Below are 5,884 nucleotides of genomic sequence, written 5' to 3'. Positions count from 1 at the left end.
GCGCCACGGCGGAGCGGCTGGACATCCGCAGGGCGGGGCTGTACCGGCCGGCGTGGACGCTGTCGGGGGGCAACCAGCAGAAGTCGCTGTTCGGCAAGTGGCTGATCCGCCGCCCGCGGCTGCTGCTGGCGGACGAGCCGACGCGCGGCGTGGACGTGGCGGCGCGCGCGCAGATCCACGAGTTGCTGGCGGAACTGGCGGCGGAGGGGGTGGCGGTGCTCGTCGCGTCGTCGGACGTCGAGGAGGTGCTGGGGCTGGCGCACCGGGTGCTGGTGATGCGGGAGGGGCGGGTGGCGGGGGAGTTCGCGCGGGGGACGGCGGGGGCGGGGGACGTACTGGCGCTGGCGGGCCTGCGGTGAGGGGGACGCGGTGAGGAAGGCGGGCCCGGCCCGGACGAGGTGGCCGGTCCCGGCGAGGGGCGGAGCCGCCGGGGCGACGGCACGCAGCGGGCTGGAGATCCGCGACTACGGGATCGTGGCCGCCCCGCTGCTGCTGGCGGCGGCCCTCGCGCTCTCGACGGACACGTTCCTGACCTCGGGCAACCTCGTGAACGTCCTCGACCAGGCCGTCGTCATCGGCCTGTTGGCGTGCGGGCTGACGCTCTGCATTACGTGCGGGATGTTCGACCTGTCGGTCAGCGCGGTCCTCGCGGTCAGCGCGATCGTCGCCGTGGAGACCACCCGCGCCGCGGGCGTCCCGGCCGGCTACGCGGCGGCGGTGGCGACGGGCGCGCTGATGGGCACGGTGACGGGGCTGGTCACGGTGGCGTCGCGGGTGCACTCGTTCATCGCGACACTCGCGCTGAGCATCGTCTACCGCGGCCTGGCCGTGATCCTCACCGGCGGCGCCATCGTCTACCCGCACGCGGACCAGCTCGACTCCTTCGCCGAGTTGGCGAGCCCCACGGTCCTCGCCGACATCACGGCGCCCTCGCTGCTGCTGCTCGGGGTGGCCGCCGTCTGCTGGCTCCTGCAGTCCCGTACGACACTGGGCCGCAGCATCTACGCCATCGGCGGCAACCCGGAAGCGGCCCGCCTGTCGGGGATCAGGACGGGCGCCGTGCGGGTGGTCACCTTCGCGCTGAGCGGGATCTGCGCGGGCACGGCGGGTCTGGTGATGGCGACCCGCAGCGGCTCGGCGCAGGCCAACACGGGCACGCTGCTGGAACTCACCGCGATCGCGGCCGTCATCATCGGCGGGACGAGCATCCTCGGCGGCGAGGGCACGATCTGGCGCACGCTGATCGGGGTGCTGCTGCTGGGCCTGATCTCGAACGGCTTCAACCTGCTGGGCTGGAACCCGACGTACAAGCAGGCGGTCGAGGGCCTGCTGATCCTCGCGGCGGTGACGCTCGATCAGTTCCTGCGCCGCTCCCGGCAGTGAGGGGGCGGGGGGCGGGACACGCGGGTCTGCGGCGTGAGGGAGGCCATCGCAGGGGGCCGCCGCTATGTTGGGGCGGACCCGGACGCCGGTGGCGGCAGTGGCAGTGGCAGTGGCGGCGGCAGTGGCGGCAGTGGCGGCAGTGGCGGCAAGGAGGCGGCGGCACATGGCCCACGGCGAGGACCCCCGGCAGGTGATCGACAACACCGTCCCGCACTCCGCGCGGGTGTGGAACTACCTCCTCGGCGGCAAGGAGAACTACGAGGTCGACCGGCGGGCGGCGGAGGCGTACAAGGCGACGTTCCCCCAGATCACCGACATCGCCCGCACGGACCGCGCGTTCCTGGGCCGGGCCGTGCGCTACCTGGCCGCGGAGGCCGGCATCCGCCAGTTCCTCGACATCGGCACCGGGCTGCCGACGATGAACAACACGCACGAGGTCGCGCAGCGGGCCGCGCCGGAGTCCCGCATCGTCTACGTGGACAACGACCCCATGGTCCTCACCCACGCCCGCGCCCTGCTCACGTCCACCCCCGAGGGCACCTGCGACTACCTCAGCGCCGACCTCCGCGACCCCGGGACGATCGTCGCGGGCGCGGCGAGGACCCTGGACTTCGACCGCCCGGTGGCGATCACCCTCCTGGGCATCCTGCACTTCCTCCGGGACTACGACGAGGCGCGGGACGTGGTCCGCCGCCTGCTGGACGCGGTGCCGCCGGGCAGCTACCTGGCACTCACCCACGCCACGCTGGACCCGTCCCTGGGCGGCACGGAGACCGCGGCGCGGAACCGGCAGGCCCAGGACGAGTACAACGAGTCGGCCGACGTCCCGCTCACGCCGCGGACGCGGGAGCAGATCACGGGGTTCTTCGAGGGCCTTGAGGTGATCGAGCCGGGTGTGGTGTCGATGAGCAGGTGGCGCCCGGAAGCCGGGATGGCGGCCCCGCCGCGGGCGGTGTTCGGCTACTGCGGCGTAGGACACAAGCCGTAGAAGCAGCCAAGCCCCCGCAGCCCCCCGACCCCGCACCGACCCCCGGGCCCCGACACTCCGGCGCCCCGGCGCCCCGACACTCCGGCGCCCCGGGCACCCCGGCACCCCGCCGCCGTACGTGCACACCCCGCAACCCATCCCCTCACACCCGCCCAAGGGTAGGCGCCCGCTCTGACAACGAGCCCGGTCACCGGCGCCTGCGGTCGGTCTGCCGTGTGTGCGGGCCGGGGGGTGGTGGTGCGCGAGGTCGAGTGGCTCGGGGCGGCGGAATGCGTGCCGCCGGTACAAACTCACGTGCAGCTGCCCTTCGAATCAGGTCAAAACGCCCACCGGGGCCGAGTTTTGCCCCGCCACACGCACCCGTCGCCCGGAGGCCGAAGGGCAAAGCACCCGCAGCGGTCAGGAACCTGCTGCCTTTCGCCGCGACCGGGATCGCTCGCGTCGCGTTCGCCGTACGAGATCCGCCGCCGCCTCCGGCCAGGCACCGTGGTCGAACGTGAACCCCGCCTCCCGCAGCCGCCCCGGCACCACCCGCCGGCTCTTCAGGAGGAGTTCCGTATCGGTACGCAGAACGAAGGCGCCGATTCCGGCCATCCACCGCGTCGCGGGCAGCCCGACCGGCATGCCCCAGGCGCCGCGCAGCCCGCGCATGAACTCCAGCTGCGGCAGCGGGCCGGGGGCCGCGAGATTGACCGCCCCGGCGATGTCGTCCCGGTCGATCAGGAACTCCACGGCGCGTACGAAGTCGCGGTCGTGGATCCACGACACGTACTGCGCGCCGCCCGCGACCGGTCCGCCGAGGCCGAGCCGCGCCAGCCACAGCATGTAGTCGAAGACGCCGCCGCGGTCGGGGCTCATGACCATCGCCGACCGCAGGGCGACCTTGCGCGTCCGCGGTGTCGCGGCCCGCTCCTGCTCCCGCTCCCAGTTCCGCGCGATCTCGACGCTGTACGCCCAGTAGTCCGGGACGCCGGGCTCGTCTCCGCCGATCGTGCCGGTGGCCTCGTCGTTCGGGGCGTCGAAGCGGTGGGCGTAGACGGTGGCGGTGCTCATCTGGAGCCAGACCCGGGGCGGCTTCCGGGCGGTGGCGATCGCCTCGCCGACGACGCGGGCGGAGTCCACGCGCGAGTCCATCATGGCGCGGAGGTTCTCGTCGGTGTAGCGGCAACTGACGCTGCGGCCCGCGAGGTTGACCACGACGTCACTGCCGTCGACCGTATCCGTCCAGGAGCCGAGCGTCCGGCCGTCCCAGCGGACTTCGCCGTCGCGCACCGGGCGTCTGGTCAGGACCGCGACCTCGTGCCCCGCGTCGGTCAGCGCCCGCCGCAGCACGCCGCCCACCTGCCCGGTCCCGCCCGGCAGCACGATCTTCACTGGCCCTCCCCGGACGCCGTGATGTCGTACGGCGAGCGTACGACCTGCCCGTACGGGCACGGCGCGGCGGGTGCGGACGGTGACGTCGGTGCAGGTCGGGGCGGTCGATTCGGGCGGTGAGCCGGGGCGTTGTCAGTGCGGGCGCCTACCCTTGGGCGGGTGTGTGGGGGACTTGGGGTGGGGCTTGAGGGCTCGTCTGGAGGGCTGGCAGGTGGGCTTGGCTTGAGGGCTCGGCTGAGGGCACGGCAGGTGGGTTCAGCTGAGGGCTCGGCTTGAGGCTCGGCAGGTGGGCTTGGCACGTGGGCAGGGCTGTGGGCTCGGCAGGTGGGCTTGGCACGTGGGCAGGGCTGTGGGCTCGGCAGGTGGGCTCGGCTGAGGGCTTGGCAGGTGGGCTCGGCAGGTGGGCTCGGCAGGTGGGCTCAGCTGAGGGTTCGGCTTGAGCGCTCGGCTGCAGAGCGGGGCTTGCAGCGGATCCGCGTCCCCGGCCTCTTCCCCGGTCGCCGCTCCTACCGAGGACCGAACAGCGACGTGATCACCGAGTCCGTCGTGGGCCACGGGTACGTGCCGCCCGATTCGGTCGCCCTGCGTGTCCGCCGCGCGTAGGCGTCCTCGAATGCCCTGAGCGCGAGCCGCACGTCGTTCTGCGTCACTTCCTCGCGGTGGAGCAGAAGCAGCGTCGTGATCTTGACTTCGTCGGCCCCACCGGGCAGGCCCGCCCGCGCCAGCAGGTCGCGCGCCGCCGCCTCCGCCTGCCGGCCCCTCGCCGCCGCGGCGGCGGCTTCGCCGCGGGCCGTGGGATCGGTGCCCGTCCGCTCCCGCCGGCTCTCCTCCTCCGCGTACCGCCGTGCCCGTACGTCGATGGGTTCCTTCGGCGCCGTCTCGGCGGGTGGCTGCGCGGCGATCCGGGCGGCGTCCGTGACCAGGCGTCGTAGCGTCAGCGGTGGCAGGGAATCGGGCAACGGGCCTTCGGCCTCTGTCCACTTGGTCCCGGCGAGCCGCACGGCGGTGTCGAGGACGCGGGGCCGGTCCACCGGGTTGATCTGGTGGTAGGCGTAGCTGGAGGCGACTCCGTCGGCGACCATGCGCAGGAACCTTCGTCTCCGCCGCTGCCTACGGTTTCGCAGCCATCCCTCGCGCAAGCTCATTCCACCAGTAGACAACGGGCCCCCGGCCCCGCCCCAGCCCTCGGACCGGGTTCAGCCCCCGGACCGGCTTCAGGACCGGCTTCAGGACCGGGTTCAGCCGGCCGCCCCGGCCAGGGCCATGTCCACCTGCCGCGGCGACAGCGCGTGTTCGATCGCCAGGATCCCCGCGCCGATCGCCGCCGCGTTCTCCCCGGTCCTGCTCGGTTCGATCCGCAGCACGTGCGTCGCCAGCGGGTGCGACCTCCGGTACACCGCCTCCCGCACCCCCGCGAGCAGTTGGTCGTGCACCGCCGCGAGGGCGCCGCCCACCACCACCGTCTCCGGGTTGAAGAAGTTCACCAGGCCCGCCAGGACCTCGCCCACCGCGCGGCCGGCTTCGCGGACCATGCGGACCGCCTCGCGGTTGCCCTCCTTGACCAGGCGTACGACGTCCAGGCCCGCCGACGCCTCCAGGCCCAGCTCCCGGAGGCGGACCGCCAGGGCCGCGCCGCCCGCGATGGCCTCCAGGCAGCCGGAGTTGCCGCAGCGGCACAGTTCCTCGCGTTCGCCGACGCGGATGTGGCCGATGTCGCCCGCCGAGCCCTGCGCGCCCCGGTGCAGGCGGCCGTCGGCGATGATGCCGCAGCCGATGCCCGTGCCCACCTTCAGGTAGAGCAGGTACGACGTGTCGGGGAAGGCCCGGCGCTGTTCGGCCAGGGCCATGACGTTCACGTCGTTGTCCACCAGGGCGCGGACGCCGAAGCGCTCGTCGAAGAACTCCGGGATGGGGAACTGGTGCCACCCGGGCATGATCGGCGGGTCCACCGGGCGCCCGGTGGAGAACTCCACCGGGCCCGGCACGCCGGCGCCGATGGAGCGGAGCGTCTTGGGGTCGCGGCCCGCCTCCTCCAGCAGCCGCTGCATGGTCCGTTCGACGTGGCCGAGAACCGCCTCCGGGCCGTCGGCGATCGTCAGCGGGTCCTCGCGGACCGCGAGGAGCGTGCCGCCGATGTCC

General features: G+C 73.6%; 5 protein-coding genes and 1 pseudogene. 3 read left to right on the top strand and 3 right to left on the bottom strand.

The window, feature by feature from the left end; translation table 11 throughout:
* From H5J30_RS15085 to H5J30_RS15075, 3 genes and pseudogenes are all read left to right on the top strand, one after another.
* Positions 1-359 (top strand): annotated as a pseudogene (locus H5J30_RS15085) (sugar ABC transporter ATP-binding protein); the annotation flags it as partial.
* Positions 360-369: 10 nt separating this feature from the next.
* Positions 370-1,383 (top strand): ABC transporter permease, encoded by a 1,014-nt coding sequence (locus tag H5J30_RS15080; protein WP_309505537.1) that lies wholly within the window; start codon positions 370-372, stop codon positions 1,381-1,383.
* 163 nt (positions 1,384-1,546) lie between these two features.
* Positions 1,547-2,371, top strand: coding sequence for an SAM-dependent methyltransferase (locus H5J30_RS15075; RefSeq protein ID WP_181787945.1), 825 nt, complete (start codon positions 1,547-1,549; stop codon positions 2,369-2,371).
* A 399-nt stretch (positions 2,372-2,770) separates the two neighbouring features.
* Here H5J30_RS15075 and H5J30_RS15070 read toward each other — a convergent pair whose 3' ends face one another.
* From H5J30_RS15070 to H5J30_RS15060, 3 genes are all read right to left on the bottom strand, one after another.
* Positions 2,771-3,745, bottom strand: coding sequence for an epimerase (locus H5J30_RS15070; protein WP_181787944.1), 975 nt, complete (start codon positions 3,743-3,745; stop codon positions 2,771-2,773).
* Positions 3,746-4,251: 506 nt separating this feature from the next.
* Positions 4,252-4,827, bottom strand: coding sequence for a hypothetical protein (locus tag H5J30_RS15065; RefSeq protein ID WP_181787943.1), 576 nt, complete (start codon positions 4,825-4,827; stop codon positions 4,252-4,254).
* A gap of 156 nt (positions 4,828-4,983) precedes the next feature.
* On the bottom strand, positions 4,984-5,884 hold a 901-nt coding region (locus tag H5J30_RS15060), incomplete at its 5' end, for an ROK family protein (RefSeq protein ID WP_181787942.1).

The sequence above is a fragment of the Streptomyces phytophilus genome (assembly GCF_013870535.1).
Classification (GTDB): Bacteria; Actinomycetota; Actinomycetes; order Streptomycetales; family Streptomycetaceae; genus Streptomyces; species Streptomyces phytophilus.
This window is presented reverse-complemented; position numbering and strand designations above follow the sequence as displayed.